Below are 15,165 nucleotides of genomic sequence, written 5' to 3' on the forward strand. Positions count from 1 at the left end.
GTCCCGGATATCGAGCGGCTGGCGCAGAACCTGTTTATCTCGCCACCCACAATCGCGCAGCATGCCGCGCTGGCGGCATTTCAGCCCGAGACTATTGCTATTCTTGAACAACGCCGGGAAGCGTTCAGAGCGCGAAGGGATCTGCTGGTCGGGGGGCTGCAGGCGCTGGGCTTTGAGATTCCGCTGATGCCGGAGGGGGCGTTTTATGTCTATGCCGATGCCTCGAGGTTTACCGACAATACCTTTGATTTCTGCTGGGAACTGCTGGAACGGGATAAAGTGGCGGTCACACCAGGGATCGACTTTGGCGAATACCGGGCAAATCGTTATATCCGGTTCTCCTATACCACCAGTGTGGAGCAGATTGAAAAAGCACTCCATCGACTTCAGCAAAGGTTGAGCTGATGCAGCTGGAGAATATGCAGTCTGGCCGGCTGATTAAGCGCTATAAACGGTTTCTGGCGGATATTGAGCTGGATGATGGTCGCCAGTTGACGGTGCACTGCCCCAACACTGGCTCGATGAAAAACTGCGCCGACCCCGGTAGCGAAGTCTGGATTCAGGACTCCGGAAATCCGCAGCGCAAATATCTGTTTGGCTGGGAACTGGTTCAGGTGGAAGGTCGCTTCTGGGCCTGTATCAATACTGGCCGGGCGAATGCGCTGATCCGCGAAGCCATCGAAACGGGCGTTATTAGTGAGCTACAGGGCTATGATCTGATTCGTCAGGAGGTTAAGTATGGCGACGAGAACAGCCGTATCGACCTGTTGCTTGAAGCGTCTCAGCGACCACTCTGTTATGTCGAAATCAAGAATGTCACGCTGCTGGAACAGCATGGCTGTGGCACCTTTCCAGATGCCGTCACCAGCCGTGGGGCGAAACATCTGCGCGAACTGATGCTGATGGTGGCGCAGGGACATAGGGCAGTGCTGATGTTCTGTGTACCGCATACCGGAATTCAACAGGTTAGCCCGGCGGATCATATCGACCCTGCCTATGGCCAGTTACTGCGTGAAGCGGTGGCCGCCGGGGTTGAAGTCTATGCCTATGGTGCGACGATTACGCCACAGGAAGTGACTATCAGTCATCCGTTGCCGGTACAGCTCTGAGCGTTACTCCACCAGACAGAGCTGACCGTTAATAATCTCACAGGCAACCGCTGTCAGGCGGGCTCCGGAGCAGGGGCCCGCGATACAGAATCCTTCATCGATAGTGAATAGTGCGCCGTGGGTGGAACACTGGATAAACTGCTTTTCGATATCGAGGAAAGTGTCTGGCATCCATTCCAGTGGAACGCCTTTATGTGGACAGCGGTTTTCATACAGGTAGATCTGTCCTTTGTGGCTGACGGCAAACAAGTTGCGCTGATTCAGCTCTAAACCTTTGGCACTGTTGTCTGCCAGTTCACTGATATTGAATAAGGGTGTAACAGTCGTCATAGTGAATCCGTCTAATCATCCCATGAGAAAATATCAGACTGTGGCGCTGATACTGCTATTATAATCGCCAACTTTTGTGACTAATTATACCTTTACATAGTGTAGCCTGAATTTGTGAACAGTCTGTTAGCGACTCTGGTTGAGTTGCGCATCTTTATGATCACCCTGTTTGTGTCTGGTGCTGTGCATCTGACCCTGATAGGGGGTGGCTGGCTGGATTCTGCGGATTTGGTTCGCTTGGGAGGACAGCCGTTGAACGTTACGGTCACTGCCTCCCGGGGTGATGACAGCGCAGATACTGAAGATGCCGTTGATACTCAGCAACAACCAGACCGACAGGTCGAAAAACAGACCGAAGGTTGGACAACACCGCTGGCAGAGGAGAAAGCGTTCGGGGCGATCCACGATAGTGCTGTGCCCGCGGCCTCACTGGCTCAGGCTGAGACTGACCTTCAACGCCAGTCAGCCCTCAGACCTCCACCTGACCTCAAACCGCTACTAACCCAGGCTGATGATATTAAAACAGAGACGTCTACGGGGGCGGCCACGTCTGCTGTGGATAAGCCTGAGTCGACTGCGCAACAAAGCGCACCGTTCTATCAGTCGAATCCCGAGTTTATGATCCCTCCTGAATACCCTGTGTACCCGCGCCTGGCGCGTAAGCGGGGGATAGAGGGGCAGGTTATTATCCGTGTGGAGATTGGCCGTGATGGTGGTATTGAGGCTTTGCAACTGGAGCAGAGCTCAGGTTCTGATCTGCTGGATCAGGCGGCCCGCAGTGCGGTGCAGCGCTGGCAGTTTATGCCCGCAAAAGTGAATGGTCAGACGGTGGCATCCTATGTGCGGGTACCGATTGACTTTGTTCTGGAAAACCACTGATGAGTCATCGCAATCTCTTGTTTATATTATGGTTTATGTTGCTGCTGGCGATGATGTTGTCGCTGGCCACCGGCCCGGTAGCGGTTGACCTGACGGAGGTGTTTGATGGTTCGGTTGCCAGCCAGGTGTTTTGGCAGTTGCGCTTGCCACGTTTGCTGCTGACGCTGCTGGCGGGTTCTCTGTTGGCGATTACTGGCGCTGCTGCTCAGTCGCTGTTTCGTAATCCGCTGGCCGACCCAGGACTGATCGGTATCTCCGCGGGTGCTGCGCTTAGTGCCGGGACGATGATGGTGTTTCTGGGTAGTTCGGTTTATCTGCTAGGGGGGTTGATGCTACCGCTGGCTGCTTTTGTCGGCGGGGTGTTAACAACTCTGCTGGTGGCGCGCTTATCGGTTACGCTGCAGGGCGTGTCGGTGACCAATATGCTGCTCTGTGGTATCGCTATAAATGCGATCGCCCTGGCTGGGCTGGGTGGGTTGAAATATCTGGCGGCGGATCAGCAGCTGCGACAACTGAGTTTCTGGCTGCTGGGTAGTCTGAACCACAGTCGCTGGCAGGATCTGCTGGTGCTGCTGGTGGCGGCTGTGCCGGTGTTATGGCTGCTGCCCCGCTATGGCGAAAAGCTCAATCTGTTGCTGCTGGGAGAGCAGCAGGCAAGCTTGCTGGGGCTGGATGTGCTGCGTTGTAAGCGGGTCATGATCCTGCTCATCGCACTTGGAGTGGGGGCTGTGGTCGCTCTGACCGGTATTATCGGTTTTGTCGGGCTGGTGGTGCCTCATCTGGTGCGTCTGTTAACTGGCCCTGATAACCGCCGCTTATTACCTTTGTCAGGCTTATTGGGGGCCGTATTACTGACGGTGGCTGATATTATCTCCCGCGTTTTAGTCAGCCCGGCAGAGCTGCCGGTGGGGATTGTCACGGCGTTAGTCGGTGGGCCATTTTTTCTGTTGTTGTTAACCCGGCGCAAGCGGGAGTTGAGAGTATGTTAACAGCGGCGAATCTCAGTTTGCAGCGCAACGGTAAAATGTTGTTAGAGGATGTCAGTGTTACGCTGAAACAGGGGGAGGTTACCGTGCTGTTGGGTCCTAACGGTGCCGGTAAATCAACACTACTGGCGCTGCTGTCGGGATTGCAGTCCCCGGATTACGGGCAGGTTCTGCTTGATCAGCAGCTCTTGAGCGGTATTGATTCGCAACTCAGAGCGCGGTTGCTGGCGATGTATACCCAGCAACAGCCCCTTAATTTCCCCTTTCGGGTGGAAGAGGTGGTGGCGTTGGGCTGCTACCCTTTAAGGCTTGGTGCAGATGCTACGGCGGAACGGGTCGCAGAGTGTCTGGCGCAATTTGAGCTGGACACCCTGGCCCGGCGTGATTATACCTCCCTTTCCGGTGGCGAGCAGCAGCGGGTGCAGGTTGCCCGTGTCATGGCGCAAGTGGGCAGCGGTTGTCAGGTGGTCTTGCTGGATGAACCGGTGAGTGAGATGGATCTGAAATATCAGCAGCTACTACTACAACGCATCCGCGTCACTGCGGATGAGGGGGTGGCGGTGTGCTGTGTTCTGCATGATCTTAACCTCGCTGCGCAGCTGGCTGACCGGGTGGTTCTGTTGCGACAGGGGCGGATGGTTGCCGAGGGGCCCGTTTCTACGGTAATGACCGCGGCATCACTGAGTGAACTTTATTCTGTGCCAGTACATCAGGTCGCCAGCGAGCCGCATCCGGTTTTTGTCAGTGGGGTTGTATAAGCACGTGTTTTAACGGCTTGCTATATAGCCTCAGGCATTCAGCGGCAGGCTGATCAGCGGGTCTTGTTTGATCTGCCGGCACAGTGCGTCGATAGGTTTTTCGGCACCGGTATCAATGTGGTAACTATAGCTTAGTTCATCGTCTTCTAACGGCTGCTTGCTTTCCATCTGTTTCAGCATAACAGATAGGTCTGCATCGGAGGCATCTGCCCCCTCCTGCTTGCGGGTCTCAAGGCGTTGTTGCATCAGTTGCGGGTTGCAGCTGCAGTCGATAATGCGTAGCTCAATCCTGAGTTTTTGCGCCATTTTCAGGTAGTTTTTCCGGGTTCTGATGCGGATAAAGGTGGCATCAACAATCACCGATTCACCTACTCTCAGGAGTTTTTCAGTCAGCGCTTTGAGATGGTTGTAGGTATGTACATTCATCTCATGGCCATAGAGTTCGAGGTTTTCGCCCTTCCGGCTAAACTCCCGGTGCAGTCGTTTGCGCTCGACATCGGAGCGGATACGGATCGCATCGCTGCGTTCCAGCAGCTGTTGGCTGAGATAACTTTTACCGCTGCCAGAAACACCATGCATCAGGAACAGTACCGGGGAGGGTTTATTGGCATAGCTGAGTGCCAGTTTGATATAGCGGCGGTATTCCTGCAGATCGCATGTCGCCCCGATCACTGCCACTTTGGCTCGTACCATCGCCCGGTAGCCTTTGTAAAAGTTGAGTAGCTGGGTGCCGTCATAATCGCCGGTAATTTCCAGATAACGGTTGAGACAGCGACTGGAAAACGAGTGTTGTTGATTGGCTTCCAGATCCATCAGCAGGAATGCCAGATCGCAGATAGTGTCGATCCAGCGAAACTCTAAATTAAATTCAATACAGTCAAACAGCCGTACCTGATTGTTCAGCAGGGTGGTATTGGCGAGATGAAGATCGCCATGGCACTCACGAATATTACCCTCGCGCTTGCGTTGCACAATCTTCGAGGACAGACTACGGAACTGCTGACTTATCTGGTACGCCAGTTGTTGTAATTCCATCCAGTCGTTAAGTGAGTCGAGATGCTCGCCGGTGTGGGCGAAATTATCACTGACCACCTGCCAGATCGTATCGGGTTCTCCCCAGGGGCCATCAGTGCTGGCATGGGGCACGCGCAAGTGGAACTTGGCAATCTGCTGGCTCAGGGCATCGATATGGGCGGTTGTCAGGGCATTTTTCTGCAGTAGTCGGTCTAGCCGCAGGGAATCATCAAACTGCCGCATTCTGACCGCATACTCAAACGGCGTGCTAGCAGACTCTGGTTCAGGAGTGGTTAATTCAGGGGCGGTTAACTTAGGGCTCGCTGGCGTGCCACAAATAGCGACGACTTCCTGATAAATATCCGGGGCTAAACGCTGATTAAGGCGGAGTTCTTCATAACAGTAGTGTTTGCGACTCTCCAGACTGGTAAAATCCAGAAACCCAAAATTGACTGGTTTTTTGATTTTATAAGCGATCTCGCCGGTCAGAATTACCCAGGAGATATGCGTCTCTATCACCCGGATGTCGGCGACCGGATGAGGATAATTGTTTGGATCTGACAGGGCTGTGATCAGTTCTTGAGTCATATGTTTTTTAAGTAGTTACCGGAATTCATAGAGGATTATACGTAGCCAATGGCAAAAAAGAGAGGGGCAGCTGCATCCCGTTCCCAAAAGAGTCGCAAAACACCGCCAAATAAGCCCTCCTGGATACGCCGGGTTGTTAAACTGTTGCTGAAAATATCCCTGGTTATGTTGGTGGTTTGCGCGGCCGGACTGGTGTATCTGGATGCCCAGGTCAGGGCCAAATTTGAAGGTAAACGCTGGGCGTTACCAGCAAAAGTCTATGCCCGTCCGTTGGAACTTTTTCCCGGTCAGCAGCTTAGCCGTGATGATCTGAAAATAGAGCTGAAGGGACTGGGGTACCATTTTACCTCCCGTGCGACTCAGCCAGGCAGCGCCGAATGGGCGACCTCCCGGGTACGGGTATATACCCGTGGCTTTGATTTTCCTGATGGACAGGAGCAGGCCCGTAAACTGCTGATTGACTTCAATGGTGATAGCGTCAGGAGTATCCGTGATGAGTCTGGCAGCCAGCTGCCGCTGACACGCTTAGAACCGGTACTGATTGGGGGAATCTATCCGAAAGACAATGAAGACCGTGATCTTATTCAGCTGTCTGAGGCGCCACCGTATCTGACGGATGCGCTGATCGCCATTGAAGACCGCAACTATTATAGTCATTTCGGTATTTCGCCCCGGGGGATTGCCCGGGCGATGGTGGTGAATGCCAAAGCGGGACGCTTTGTTCAGGGCGGTAGTACCCTGACGCAGCAGCTGATTAAAAACTTCTATCTTAGTTCTGAACGCTCGCTGTCACGCAAGCTGGCAGAGATTCCGATGGCGGTATTGCTGGATCTGCATTACAGCAAGGATGAGATTCTTGAGGCTTATCTCAACGAAGTGTATCTGGGGCAGGAGGGTGCCCGGGCGATTCATGGTTTTGGCCTGGCCAGCCAGTATCTGTTTGCCCAGCCGATCCGTGAGCTGAAGTTGCATCAGGTAGCGTTGATGGCAGCGATGGTTAAAGGTCCTTCGTTTTATGATCCCCGACGCCATCCGCAGCGGGCTACCGAACGGCGTAATCTGGTACTGAAAGTGTTGCAGGAGCAGGGCACGATCACGCTGGCGGAACGACTGGACGCTGAGAAGCAGCCGCTCGGCGTCGTCAAACAGCAGAGCTTGCTTAAGGGGGCTTACCCCGCCTATCTGGATCTGGTGAAGCGGCAGCTGCGCGAAGAGTATCCCGAAGAAGCGCTTAACAGTGAAGGACTGCGGGTGTTCACCGCGCTCGATCCGATCGTTCAGACGCAGGCTGAAAGCAGTCTGGTCGATGTAGTTGGGCAGTTGCAAAAACGCTATGGTCAGCCGGTTAAAGAACTGGAAGGCGGTATGGTGGTCAGCAATCCGTTAAGCGGTGAGGTGCTGGCGATTGTCGGCGGGCGAAACACTCGCTATCAGGGGTTCAACCGGGCGCTGGACACGCAGCGTCCGGTGGGCTCACTGATTAAACCGGTGGTCTATCTGGCGGCCCTGGAGGGCAACTATACCCTCGCATCAATCATTGAGGATGAGCCGATTGAAGTAAAGCTGCCCAACGGCGATCTGTGGCAACCACAGAATTACAGCCGTACCAGTCATGGGCCGGTGCCACTACATACCGCACTGGCACACTCTTACAATCAGTCCACGGCCCGGCTGGGATTGGAGATTGGTACCCCAAAAGTCGTGGATATGCTGAAACGGCTGGGATTGCAGCGGGATGTTGATGAATATCCATCAATGTTGCTGGGTTCTACCGCACTTTCTCCACTGGAAGTCGCTCAGCTTTATCAGACAATCGCTGGTAACGGTTTTCAGGTGCCGATGCGGGCCATTCGCATGGTAACGGACAGCCACAATGAAGAGCTGTCACGTTATTCCTATAACATTCTGCAGACTGTTGCCTCCGGCCCGGTTCACCTGATTCAGTATGCCCTGCAGGAGGTTGTGCGCGAAGGCACCGCCCGTTCGGTGTATAGTCGTTTACCTCAGGGGCTGACGGTGGCGGGAAAAACCGGTACCACTAATGATCAGCGGGATAGCTGGTTTGCCGGCTTTGCCGGTGATCGCCTGGCTGTCGTCTGGCTGGGTTTGGATGATAACAAACCGTTGCCGCTGACCGGCAGTAGCGGAGCGTTACGCGTCTGGACTGAATTTATGGCCCGTGCCCGGCCGCAGCCATTTATGGCGGAAAGACCGGAGACAATCAAGTATCATTGGGTTGAGGATGCAACCGGATTGATGTCCGGCGAAGGGTGTGAGGGGGCCCGGCAATTACCATTTATTGAGGGCACCGAACCGAAGGAATCGTCCGGGTGCGGTGATAATGTTATCAGTAATCCGCTTGATCTTCTCAAGCGCTGGTTCAGATCGGAATAAACAGATGAAGAAAGTTATAACGACAGGCTGTGGGCTGCTCTTAACCTCATTGTTGGCAGGATGTATGGGGGGCAATGCCAATATAAACCCTATTGTCGAAGATCGTTCGGTGCCTGGAAATGGGGTGGTCACTGATCCGAGCGCAGGCTCCGATGTGGCGGTAACGACACCGATTGATCCGGGGCAGGGGTTTACCGTAACAAATACGCAGGTGGCTGCGCCAACACCGGTATCCAATAGCAACCCTGCGGTTATCGCCCTGTTACAGGGGGCTCAGGAACAGCAGCAGCTGGGTGAGTATAGTGCAGCGCAAAGCAGCCTTGAGCGGGCCCAGCGGATCGCGCCCCGTGACCCCCATGTTTACTATCGGCTTGCCGACCTGCGTCGTCAGCAGGGGCAGTATCTGCAGGCCGAGCAGTTTGCGCTTAAAGGGCTGACACTGGCCCGTGGAAAATCCGGACTGGAACGTAAATTGTGGTTTTTAATCGCCGATATCCGCAGTGAGGGAGGCGATCATAACGGTGCCGCGGATGCCCGGGATAAAGCCAATCTGTATTGATTTACTACTATTAGGACTAGGCGATGAGTGATTCAGCTATTGAAAGCTTTTTGGCGGGTCACTTTCTGTTTCAGACTTTTTCTGCAGAGCAGCGGCAGAAGTTGCTGCCTCACTGCCGGTTGATCAGCCTGAAAAATAGTGAGACGCTTTTTAATCAGGGTGAGGAATCGAAGCACTTCTATATTGTTAAGAGCGGCAGTATGCAGCTGTTTCGGCTCTCCCCCGATGGTCAGGCGAAGGTGATGGAAGTCATTCATGCCGGAGACCCTTTTGCTGAAGCACTGATGTTTCTGGAAAAGAACCACTACCCCCTCAATGCGCAGGCGATGGGGGATACCCAGGTGGTGGCAATTGTCAGTCAGCCTTACAAGTCCCTGCTGCTGGCCGACCCCCAGGCAGCGATGCATCTGATGGGGGGGATGGCGGTAAAGCTGCATAAGCGGATCAGCGAGATCGAAATTCTGACATTGCAAAATACTCGCCACCGACTGGGAAATTATCTATTCGGGCTGGCACCTGATCCGGCGGCGCAGCAGTGTCTGTTTGAATTGCCGATGGCTAAGCAACTGATCGCGTCTCAGTTAGGTATGCAGCCTGAAACCTTTTCCCGGTTGATTAAAGAGATGAAAGATCAGGCGTTGATCGAGGTGAATGGTGCTGAGATTAGAGTGAAGGATCTGCCGGGCTTGCGGGCTTTCGGACACTGAGTTATCGCGTGGCTATGTGCTTTCCTGCTTCGTTCTTCATAAAAACATGACAACAAAAAAGGGCAAACCCGGAAGGTTTGCCCTTTTTTAAAAGCAGCCATCGATCAGATCGCTACAATGTTCTCAGCTTGTGGACCTTTAGGGCCGCTGGTAACGGTAAACTGTACTTGCTGGCCTTCTGCCAGCGTTTTAAAGCCATCGCTGACGATTGCGCTGAAGTGAGCGAAAACATCGGGGCCAGACAGTTGCTCGATAAAACCAAAACCTTTAGTTTCGTTGAACCACTTAACCGTGCCAGTTGTTGTATTAGACATAATAATATCCTGAAATTTAGGGTGTGCCTCGAAAGGCGGAAATGCATGAAATTGTAGACTAAGACTTAGAAACTGCAGGACGTGGTGTTACGAATAAAACAACGAAATGTAGGATGTAAATATGAGACTTCTTTCTAGCTGCTGATCACTCTATAGAGTTAATTGGGCAGTGTCTATAAGTTTCTGTTTTTATTTATTTTTTATGCTGGTGTCGTTTGTCGCTGAAGCCGCTCCGACTATTCATATGCGCTGTTTTACTTTGATGGCGATTGCGCCGACCCCGAGGAACGCAACACCAATTACTACCAGCGTGATTGGCCAGCCCAGGGAGTTGGCAAAATACTTCTCTGAGAAATAGGCGATAAAGCCGAGCATCGCTACTACCGTGGTGATTAGCAAGGCGCGGCTCTGTAGCACGACACAGGCATACAGTCCTGAGGCGGTAACCGCAAGATAAAGCAGTTCTGCCGGGCTGTTTTGTAGCAGGTCGAATAAGCCGGTGTAGGCCATGATCGAACCGATAAAGTATCCCAGTGCAATCAGACGGGGATAACGTCCCGATCTGTGGATGCCGTAAGCGGTCAAAATGACGCACAGGCCGGTGATCAGGCTGGCCCAGTTGGCGGATGTGAATAGGTCGATGCGATCAAACAGGCCGCTGTTGAGCCAGCAGACCCCGATTAACAAAGCCGGTTCTGCCAGCAGCTTATAGGGTGTTTTTTCCAGCGCACTGCCCACCAGAAAAACCGAGGCACCCAGCGCAATGGCAATATAGGCGATGGGGACGCCGAGCATATCGAGTCCTACTTCCAGAAAACCATAGCTGAAAAACAGCCCGGTAAACAGCAGTGCTGTGCGTCGGTATCTGAGGAACAGTGCGCCCTGGTGCAGGGCTATCACTGCGAACACGAACAGCACGGCGGCACGCCAGTTATCACCCTGGGGATAGACTTCGTGAATCAGCACAAACCAGCCGCTAGTCATCATGCCCACCGAGGCGATGGTCAGTGGCAGAATGAGTCGGGGAAAGCGGTTTTCATGCAGGGCGGAGATCAGCACAACCAGCAGGATATAGCCCACCCCGAGGGTCACCAGAACCCGCATCACACCGCCCATGCTATCCCAGAACATACTGATATAGGTGCTGATGCCAGCGAGAATGAAAATGCCGCCAAGGTAGGCAAACAGTGTTCGGACAATATCGCTTTTACTTCGATGTTCAGCCGATCCTCTGGCATCGGCCTGCGCATGAAACGCGGTATCGACATCGTCGGGGGTGATGTCATAGGTATTCATCAGCTGGGTGATATGTGTTAAGGCTCCGGCTTTATCGGTCACGCTGGAGGTGCCCAGCAGTCCTGCCAGCAGTGGCCATCCCCAGATACCGCCACCGATTAACAGGATCAGGACGATCACCACCAGTAGCGCGGTCATGGTGACACAACCCAGCCGATAAAGTGGGTGTTACCCCGGTAGTAGCGGCCATCGATATCAGGCAGGCTGATGCTGCGGCCACTCTTGGTCAGTATGGCGGCATTGCGATAACGGGAGGCGTAAAACAAACCACCAAAGATATTCCGCGACCCACCGTCGCCGACGCTAAACGCGTAACCATCCGGCGCAATGCTGGATGAATCAACTGTCACACCCTGCAGGTCGGGCAGATCAATCAGGGTGGTTTGTGGCGTTTTGTTAGCATCGTCCTGGAGGTTTGTACTGGTCGGAGTAGGGGGCAGTATATAAGCGATCTCCTGTACTGCACCGGTAGCCACCCTATAGCGCCAGATACGGGGTTTCTGGTTGTTTGGCATATTGCCCAGATCGATGACCTGAACCGAGCGGTTGATCACCGAAATCTGCACACCGCTTTGATAATTATAATATTCGGTGGCGAACAGCAGATCGTATTGCGGCGGGGCAACCAGAAGCGTGGGGACCCCGGATATCAGTATAAACAGCACAACCAGCAGCAGAGGTAAACCCAGACCAAAAGCGATAGTGGGATTATCACGGAGGAAGCTCTTCATAACCGGTGTCCTGCTATAGGGTGATGGAAATAATGCCGTCGTGGTCAGGCTATTCGGTACAGTATATCAGGACATTTGGATGAGGCTTATAAAACGCAAATCAGGTTGTTAATCATGCAGATATTCCCGGACTGATCATTTTTGCACGTTTGGTCTAAAGCACAAAGGGCAGATCGGTCACACCAAAATCGATATCCAGCTGACATAGGGCTGCAGTGCGTTTCCCCCGGTGATGAGTGCTGAGGTTGATCATATGAGTGACCGGCAACCCTGCAGGTTGGTCCGCGATGTTCCATCCACTTTACTGACATAGAAAAAATCGCTCTCCAGCCAGTTGTACTCCAGATGATCCAAACAATCGATGATTTTCTGATCCTATTCTTTTCTTACGTCAGTGAGTTCGGAGAGATCCGGGAAGAGGATGCCGACAAATTCAGGCACCTCATCATCTCAGCCCATAAAGCGGGATAACCAGGCAATATCGCCAAACATAAGGTGATTCAGAGAGCCATGGATCGAGTTGAAGAACAGTTTTATTTCTGCCCGGCGTTGTTGACCGGGAGTCGTGGCGCAGGCGCTGTCGAGTTGATTATTCATTTTGGCGTTGTAGTGGGCCATTCTTTGACAATAGGTGGGGCTAATCATAGGGGGGACTTGTCGGTTGTGCCTGCTGGAGTACAGGTAAAATCTCACTATCCAACCTGGCGGATAGTGCATCAGATCAGAGTGAAATTCCAGTGACCTGCCGTGAGGGAAAGCTCATCCCGGGAAGATAAAGCCTGACCAGTCTTTCTGACGTTCTCTTCTGCTGATAAAACCGAACCATCTGATTAATTGACATCGCACTAAGGTGGGAAGGCTGTTCCAGAAGTAAAAAATACAGATAGCTGCTCGATATGGACTCGACGATCCACGGCTATTTCGCCGACTCCTGGTAAGGTGTTCCTTCATTCTATTGATCTAAGGCACTGGCTGGAAAACAGAGAAAAGAGGCAGAGTAAAACATAAAAAACGAAAGTTACTCTGCCTTAATTTCTATTTACTGCATGACCCCTTTTTGGCCATCTCTAATTGCGCAACTTCATTTTTTCCCTTCTCCTCATCGACTAACTCCAATCCAGCACCGCCGACAAAGGCCCCTAATTTTATATATTGTCTAACAAAATAATTCTTTCCACGTTCTGTTTTCACCATTAGATCGTTAGGAGAGAACTCCGATTCAGTTGATATTTTATGCTCTTCTCCTCCGCCAACCTCTTCGTAGAAAAATATATCGGGTGCGGTCTCTCCAATACATTTGCCGTCAACCCACACATCCTTTTTCAGAGCAGCGCCAAATACGCCAGCACGGTAAATATATAACCCTGCATTTTCTTCGTTTGATGGGGGATTGAATTTCTTAGCTATATCAGCTTTTTCTTTGCTTTCCATAGGAACGGAGGCACATCCAGCTAAGAGGGATGTTGCTACAGCTGTTGCAATAAGGAGTTTATTCATTGCTCTTCCTTGTTTATTGATTGATAAGTAAGTGTTGCTTGTTAATTTAAACCTGTTTATTTAATTTGTCGGAGATCAAACCGAATCATCTGCTTGATTGCCATTGCGCTAAGGGGCAGGGCGCCGGCCAGCAGCAGTGGATAGAGATAGTTGTTATCTGTGAGTGGACTGGCGACCAGATTACCGGGGCCGGTTAGCAACAGGGCGACCGCCATATTCAGGGCTGCTAACAGGGTAGCATTGCGCAGTCGCTTCTGGCTGGTCATGAAGACTGCGGCGAGCATAACAGCGCTGACGGCAACCGCCACCACCTGCGTATAGATCTCGCCATGTTCCATCCGCCGTAACAGCTCAAACAGGGCGAACAGACCGATCAGCCAGCGCCCCCAGGCTGGACGACTCCAGTGGCTGTTGCGGGCACTGACCAACATGGCGCTTGCCAGCAATGGGATGGCGGCATAGTAGGCCAGATTGCTCAGCAGACGCTGGAAGGTTTGCAGGTCCATGTCGCTGCTGACAACTAACAGTGCTATCAGCAGGTCAGCAAGGGCGGCAAAACCGATAAACGCCAGGCTCAGGGATGCGGCTTGGAGCGTTGCTTTAGGCTGATCATCAGTCAGGCACTCAGCCGCTCGCTTAAGCAGCAGTGCTGAGACCGTTGAACTGATGATTAGCGCAACCAGTGCCAGAGTGAACAACGTTGATTATTCCGCTGCCAGCTTGGCAAATACCCGCCCAGCCGCTTCGATGGTAGCGTTGATATCCGCTTCGGTGTGTGCCTGAGACATAAAGCCCGCTTCAAACGCCGATGGTGCCAGATAGATACCCTCTTCCAGCATACCGTGGAAGAAGCGGCCAAACTTCGCGGCATCGCACTTCATCACTTCAGCGAAACAGGTGACCTGTTCCTGATCGGTGAAGAACAAGCCGAACATGCCGCCGACCTGGGTGGTGGTGAAGGGCACACCATAACGTAGTGCCATCGCTTCAAAACCCTGTGTCAGCAGTTCAGTTTTCGCGCTGAGTTTTTCGTGGAAACCCTCTTCCTCAAGGGCGTTCAGCATCGCCAGACCGGCGGCCATCGCCAGTGGGTTGCCGGACAGGGTGCCCGCCTGATAAACCGGGCCCAGTGGCGAGATATGTTCCATTATTTTACGCTTGCCACCGAAGGCACCCACTGGCAGGCCACCGCCGATAACCTTGCCCATGGTGGTCAGATCAGGAACTACGCCGTAATAGCCCTGTGCGCCGGTCAGTGAGACCCGGAAGCCGGTCATTACTTCGTCCAGAATCAACACAGCACCGTACTGGTCACAGACCTCACGCAGTCCTTCGAGGAAACCCGGAACCGGTGGGATACAGTTCATGTTGCCCGCCACTGGCTCAACAATAATACAGGCGATATCGTTGCCCGCTGCGGCGAAGGCTTCGCGGACATTGTCGATATCGTTATAGGTGAGGGTGATGGTGTGTTCTGCCAGACTGGCTGGTACACCCGGAGAGCTTGGCTCGCCCAGCGTCAGCATGCCGGAACCGGCTTTTACCAGCAGGGAATCAGAGTGACCGTGGTAGCAGCCTTCAAACTTCACAATCTTGTCACGACCGGTATAACCCCGGGCCAGACGGATGGCACTCATGGTGGCTTCGGTGCCGGAGTTCACCATCCGCACCATATCCATGCCCGGCATCATCTCGCAGACTTTATCCGCCATCTCGATCTCAATCGCTGTCGGCGCACCGAATCCCAGCCCGGAATCCATTACTTTGCGCACTGCATCCATCACTGATGGGTGAGCGTGACCGAGAATCATCGGCCCCCAGGAGCCAACATAGTCGATATATTGCTTGTCGTCTTCATCGAACAGATAGGCCGCTTCACCGCGCTTGAAAAAGATCGGCGTACCACCGACGCCTTTAAAGGCGCGGACCGGTGAATTAACACCACCAGGGATATGGGCCTGTGCGGCCTGAAATAAAGACTCTGAACGGGACATGTTGAACTC

Annotated in this window: 17 protein-coding genes; 8 read left to right on the forward strand and 9 right to left on the reverse strand. The window is 53.0% G+C overall.

Features of this window, described 5'->3' with window-relative positions:
- Both ACQY8X_RS10865 and sfsA read left to right on the forward strand, forming a co-directional pair.
- Positions 1-405, forward strand: a 405-nt coding sequence (locus tag ACQY8X_RS10865; RefSeq protein ID WP_428035162.1) for an aminotransferase class I/II-fold pyridoxal phosphate-dependent enzyme, incomplete at its 5' end; no start/stop codon positions are given.
- On the forward strand, positions 405-1,109 hold the full coding sequence (gene sfsA / locus ACQY8X_RS10870; RefSeq protein ID WP_428035163.1) for a DNA/RNA nuclease SfsA: 705 nt from the start codon (positions 405-407) through the stop codon (positions 1,107-1,109). The genes ACQY8X_RS10865 and sfsA, both read left to right, overlap by 1 nt.
- A gap of 3 nt (positions 1,110-1,112) precedes the next feature.
- On the opposite strand, the gene ACQY8X_RS10875 is transcribed toward sfsA, so the two are convergent.
- The gene (locus ACQY8X_RS10875; protein WP_428035164.1) at positions 1,113-1,439 is read right to left on the reverse strand and encodes a Rieske (2Fe-2S) protein; all 327 of its coding nucleotides are present in this window, start codon (positions 1,437-1,439) and stop codon (positions 1,113-1,115) included.
- 114 nt (positions 1,440-1,553) lie between these two features.
- Between ACQY8X_RS10875 and ACQY8X_RS10880 the strand changes: the two genes are divergently transcribed.
- Genes ACQY8X_RS10880 through ACQY8X_RS10890 form a run of 3 tightly spaced genes read left to right on the forward strand, consistent with a single transcriptional unit; the run spans position 1,554 to position 4,062 of the window.
- A complete protein-coding gene (locus ACQY8X_RS10880) occupies positions 1,554-2,318 on the forward strand; it encodes a TonB family protein (RefSeq protein WP_428035165.1) in 765 nt (254 codons plus the stop codon).
- Positions 2,318-3,307 carry a FecCD family ABC transporter permease gene (locus ACQY8X_RS10885; RefSeq protein WP_428035166.1) on the forward strand — a complete coding sequence of 330 codons (990 nt, stop codon included), beginning with the start codon at positions 2,318-2,320 and terminating at the stop codon, positions 3,305-3,307. The genes ACQY8X_RS10880 and ACQY8X_RS10885 overlap by 1 nt, the downstream gene beginning before the upstream one ends.
- Positions 3,301-4,062: a heme ABC transporter ATP-binding protein gene (locus tag ACQY8X_RS10890; protein ID WP_428035167.1), complete on the forward strand. Its 762-nt coding sequence runs from the start codon at positions 3,301-3,303 to the stop codon at positions 4,060-4,062. The genes ACQY8X_RS10885 and ACQY8X_RS10890 overlap by 7 nt, the downstream gene beginning before the upstream one ends.
- 30 nt (positions 4,063-4,092) lie before the next feature.
- On the opposite strand, the gene ACQY8X_RS10895 is transcribed toward ACQY8X_RS10890, so the two are convergent.
- Positions 4,093-5,664 (reverse strand): AAA family ATPase, encoded by a 1,572-nt coding sequence (locus ACQY8X_RS10895; protein ID WP_428035168.1) that lies wholly within the window; start codon positions 5,662-5,664, stop codon positions 4,093-4,095.
- Positions 5,665-5,712: 48 nt separating this feature from the next.
- Here ACQY8X_RS10895 and mrcB point away from each other — a divergent pair, with 48 nt between their 5' ends.
- Genes mrcB through ACQY8X_RS10910 form a run of 3 tightly spaced genes read left to right on the forward strand, consistent with a single transcriptional unit; the run spans position 5,713 to position 9,324 of the window.
- Complete coding sequence (mrcB, locus tag ACQY8X_RS10900; RefSeq protein WP_428035169.1) at positions 5,713-8,058, forward strand: penicillin-binding protein 1B; 2,346 nt, start codon at positions 5,713-5,715, stop codon at positions 8,056-8,058.
- 4 nt (positions 8,059-8,062) lie between these two features.
- Positions 8,063-8,617 (forward strand): tetratricopeptide repeat protein, encoded by a 555-nt coding sequence (locus ACQY8X_RS10905; RefSeq protein WP_428035170.1) that lies wholly within the window; start codon positions 8,063-8,065, stop codon positions 8,615-8,617.
- A gap of 23 nt (positions 8,618-8,640) precedes the next feature.
- Positions 8,641-9,324, forward strand: coding sequence for a Crp/Fnr family transcriptional regulator (locus ACQY8X_RS10910; protein WP_428035171.1), 684 nt, complete (start codon positions 8,641-8,643; stop codon positions 9,322-9,324).
- A gap of 104 nt (positions 9,325-9,428) precedes the next feature.
- On the opposite strand, the gene ACQY8X_RS10915 is transcribed toward ACQY8X_RS10910, so the two are convergent.
- The 7 genes from ACQY8X_RS10915 to hemL all read right to left on the reverse strand — a co-directional run bounded on the left by ACQY8X_RS10915 (position 9,429) and on the right by hemL (position 15,156).
- Positions 9,429-9,638 (reverse strand): cold-shock protein, encoded by a 210-nt coding sequence (locus ACQY8X_RS10915; RefSeq protein WP_372597360.1) that lies wholly within the window; start codon positions 9,636-9,638, stop codon positions 9,429-9,431.
- Between the two features lie 240 nt (positions 9,639-9,878).
- Positions 9,879-11,072 carry a hypothetical protein gene (locus ACQY8X_RS10920; RefSeq protein WP_428035172.1) on the reverse strand — a complete coding sequence of 398 codons (1,194 nt, stop codon included), beginning with the start codon at positions 11,070-11,072 and terminating at the stop codon, positions 9,879-9,881.
- Entirely contained in the window at positions 11,069-11,665 is a 597-nt protein-coding gene (locus ACQY8X_RS10925; RefSeq protein WP_428035173.1) for a hypothetical protein, read from the reverse strand. The genes ACQY8X_RS10920 and ACQY8X_RS10925 overlap by 4 nt, the downstream gene beginning before the upstream one ends.
- A gap of 450 nt (positions 11,666-12,115) precedes the next feature.
- Complete coding sequence (locus ACQY8X_RS10930) at positions 12,116-12,262, reverse strand: hypothetical protein (RefSeq protein WP_428035174.1); 147 nt, start codon at positions 12,260-12,262, stop codon at positions 12,116-12,118.
- A gap of 438 nt (positions 12,263-12,700) precedes the next feature.
- Positions 12,701-13,162, reverse strand: a complete 462-nt coding sequence (locus ACQY8X_RS10935; protein WP_428035175.1) for a DUF2846 domain-containing protein — start codon at positions 13,160-13,162, stop codon at positions 12,701-12,703.
- A 56-nt stretch (positions 13,163-13,218) separates the two neighbouring features.
- Positions 13,219-13,860 carry a hypothetical protein gene (locus tag ACQY8X_RS10940; protein WP_428035176.1) on the reverse strand — a complete coding sequence of 214 codons (642 nt, stop codon included), beginning with the start codon at positions 13,858-13,860 and terminating at the stop codon, positions 13,219-13,221.
- A 6-nt stretch (positions 13,861-13,866) separates the two neighbouring features.
- Positions 13,867-15,156, reverse strand: a complete 1,290-nt coding sequence (hemL, locus tag ACQY8X_RS10945; protein ID WP_428035177.1) for a glutamate-1-semialdehyde 2,1-aminomutase — start codon at positions 15,154-15,156, stop codon at positions 13,867-13,869.
- Positions 15,157-15,165 lie beyond the last annotated feature (9 nt).

This window comes from Amphritea sp., from assembly GCF_050300915.1.
In the GTDB taxonomy this organism is placed as follows: Bacteria; Pseudomonadota; Gammaproteobacteria; order Pseudomonadales; family Balneatricaceae; genus Amphritea.